This window comes from Kitasatospora sp. MBT63 (assembly GCF_000710465.2).
In the GTDB taxonomy this organism is placed as follows: domain Bacteria; phylum Actinomycetota; class Actinomycetes; order Streptomycetales; family Streptomycetaceae; genus Kitasatospora.
On sequence record NZ_JAIZ01000814.1, the window covers coordinates 415 to 3,650 of the forward strand.

Genomic DNA, 3,236 nt, shown 5'->3' on the forward strand with positions numbered 1-3,236 from the left:
GTGGCGAGCCTATGCATCCGGTGGAGACGGCGCAGTTGCGTCCGATGGAGCGCGGCGAGCCTATGCATCCGGTGGAGACGGCACGGCTGGCGTCGCGGGACGCGCTGCAGCCGGAGCAGGCCCACCTCGCCTCGCAGGACGCGCTGCGACCGACCGAGGCCGCCCATGTCATGCCGCGGGAGGGCGAGCTGAGCCCGACGGAGGGTGTCCGGCGTGGCGCGTCCGGCCCGGGCCTCGCCGCCACGCGCGGCGCCGCGGCGAGCGATCCGGACGGCGGCGAGGCGGCCAAGCGCCGCGCGCCGGCCGCCGAGCAGGCACCGCAGGGCTCCGGCGGCTCCGGGGGATCGGCCGGTACCGGCTTCAGGGTCGACCCCGCCCAGTACCAGGCCGCGGTCAGCCCGCTGCTCGCCGCCGCCGACCAACTCTCCCAGCTGGTCACCGGTCTGACCGCGTTCCTGGACCACACCCAGTCCACGGCCCCCTGGGGCAACGACGAGTCGGGGAAGAAGTTCGCCGAGGGGGAGAAGGGCTACCTGAAGTACAGCACCGAGACCCTCAAGGGCCTCAAGGGCATGCCCGGTGCGGTCAAGTACATCGCGGACGGCCTGAAGGCGATGGCCGACAACTACCGCTACGCCGAGGACGCCACCACCGACGTCTTCAAGAGCGACGGCGGCGGGGAGGTGGCGGCCGCACCGCAGGTCGGGACGTACTCCGCGCCCGTCAACCCGACGATCCCCACCGGCGCCCTGGGCAGCATCGCCCACGGCCGCCCGAGCACGCACACCACCGGAAGGGCTTGATCACATGGCAGTCGAGCTGCCCGAGCCCCTGCAGTGGGTGCTCCTCCTCCTGGCCGGCACCCGCTGGCCGGAGGCCGACGAAGACATGCTCCGCGACATGGCGGAGCGCTGGCGCAGCGGCGCCGAGACGCTGGAGGACGCGGGCAAGTCCGCGGACGCCGCGCTGAAGCGTGCGCTGGAGGGCCAGGAGGGCGAGGCCGCGAAGGCGCTCGGCAAGCACTGGGACCAGTTCACCGTCGGCAAGGGCACCGAGTCGGACCCCGGGTACTTCCCCGGTCTCGTCCAGGCGTGCAACGGCATGGGCGACATGCTGGAGGCGATGGCGAACTCCGCCGAGACCGCGAAGATCCAGATCATCGCCCAACTCGGCATCCTGGCCTTCGAGATCGCCACCGCCGAGGCGGAGGCGCCGTTCACGGCCGGTGTGTCGCTCGCCCAGATCCCGGTCGCGGTCGGCATCAGCCGGACCGTCGTCCAGCAGATCCTCAAGACGCTGCTCAAGGAAGCCCTGGAGTTCGCGGCCAAGCAGGCTGCGCAGATGGCCGCCATCAACGTGCTGGCCCAGGGCATCGAGGTGATGGAGGGTCACCGCAAGAGCATCGACATGAAGGAGGTCGGGCAGAACGCCCTCGGCGGCGCCGTCGCCGGCGCCAGCGGCCACCTGATCGGCAAGGGCCTCAGCGGGGCCGGCGGGAAGCTCGGCCTGGCCAGTGCGATGCAGACCGTCCCGGGCAAGATGGTGCACGGTGCGGCGGTCGGCGTCGGTGCGGACGTCTCCACCCAGCTGATCACCACCGGCCACGTCGAGGGCGGCAGCCTGCTCGGCTCGGGCCTCAGCGGCGGTGCCGCGGTCGGCCTGAAGGCCGGTGCGTCCAACATCAAGGGCAAGTTCAACGGCCCCGGCAACATTCCGACCCCGCACGCGGGCCCGCCGCCCAAGGGCGGTGCCCCGGAGGGCGGCGCGCCCATCGGCGGTGCACACATCGGCGGTTCGGTCGGCGGTTCGTCGGTGGGCGGCTCGTCGACGGGCGGGGGGAGCCACGGCGAGGGCACCCCGACGTTCTCCAAGCCCGACACCTCCGCGTCGGCGTACCACGGGCCGAGCTCCGGCCCGTCCACCCATGGCGGCCCGGAGACCGCTCCGAGCGGGTCGAGCACGTCGGCCGGTACCGGTGGCGGCAGCATCGCGGGTGCGGGCCACTCCGGCGAGGGCGGCGGTTCCGCGACCAGGAGCGGCGGCAGCAGCACCGGCGGCCTCGTACCGTTCGGCTCGGACCGTCCGGCCGCCTCCGGAGGCCACGTCACTTCGGAGGCTCCCGGCGGCGGAGCGCAGGTCCATGCCGCACCGGACCACGCCACGCCCCCGGCCGAAACCTCGGGCTCCGTCCAGCACCAGGCCCCGGCGGCCGGTACGAGCCACCCCGCGGGTACGGAGACCACCTCCCACACCCCGCCGGCCGAGCACAACGCCCCGTCCGAGCACAGCGCCCCGGTGGACCGCGGCGCCCCGACGGAGCACAACGCTCCGGCGGAGGGCGGTGCCCGGGTCGAGCCCACGCCGGCGGCCGAGCACACCCCGGCGGCCGAGCACAACAGCACGGCCGAGCGCACCCCGCCGGTCGAGCACAATGTGCCGACGGAGCGGGTTGCGCCGGTGGCGCACAACGCGCCGGCCGACCACCTGTCCCCGGCGGAGGGCGGCGCTCGGGTCGAGCCCACGCCGGCGGCCGAGCACACCCCGCCGGTCGAGCACAACAGCACGACCGAGCACAACGCCCCCCGGCCCGCCGAGCCGGCGCCGGTCGCGCAGCAGCACACGCAGGCCCCGTTCGCCGAGGTCCGTCCGCCGGCTGCGGAGCCGACCGTGCAGCCGGGCGCCCCGGAACACGTCACCAGCGCGGCCCCGCACGAGGGTGCCACGGTGCCTCCCGTGCACTCGGGTGGCTCGGAGCACATCCCGTCCGCGGCCCCGCACGAGGTGCCCGCTTCGCAGGTCCCGCACGAGGCGCCCGCCGCGCAGGTGCACCCGTCCGCCGGTTCGGCGGTGCCGTCCGCGGGACATGTGACCGGGTCCGGCACGTCCGGTTCGTCCGGCGCGTCGGTGCCGCACCAGTCGGCCGGTGGTGAGAGCGGTCCCGTTCCGCGGGACTCCGACAACGGCCCCACCAGGGTGGAGACCGCCGGTCTCGGCGGGCTCTCCGTGCCGACCGTGCGTCCCACCAGCGGTGGCAGCGACCACACCTCACGCACCACCGACCCGTCGGCCGTACCGCCGCCGCCCCCGGCCGATGCCTCCACCGCCGCGACCGTGCCGCCGCAGGGCGTTCCGGGCGCGGGCGGGGTCCATGTACCGACTCCGGCCGGCGGGGTGCCGGGCGCGACGCCGCACGGCTCCGCGGCCTCGCCGCCGCCGCAGGCGCCCACCCGGACGGC

General features: G+C 75.2%; 1 protein-coding gene and 1 pseudogene. Both read left to right on the forward strand.

The window, feature by feature from the left end:
- On the forward strand, positions 1-803 hold an 803-nt coding region (locus AA75_RS42795), incomplete at its 5' end, for a hypothetical protein (protein WP_206743469.1).
- A gap of 4 nt (positions 804-807) precedes the next feature.
- Positions 808-3,236 (forward strand): annotated as a pseudogene (locus AA75_RS42800) (hypothetical protein); the annotation flags it as partial.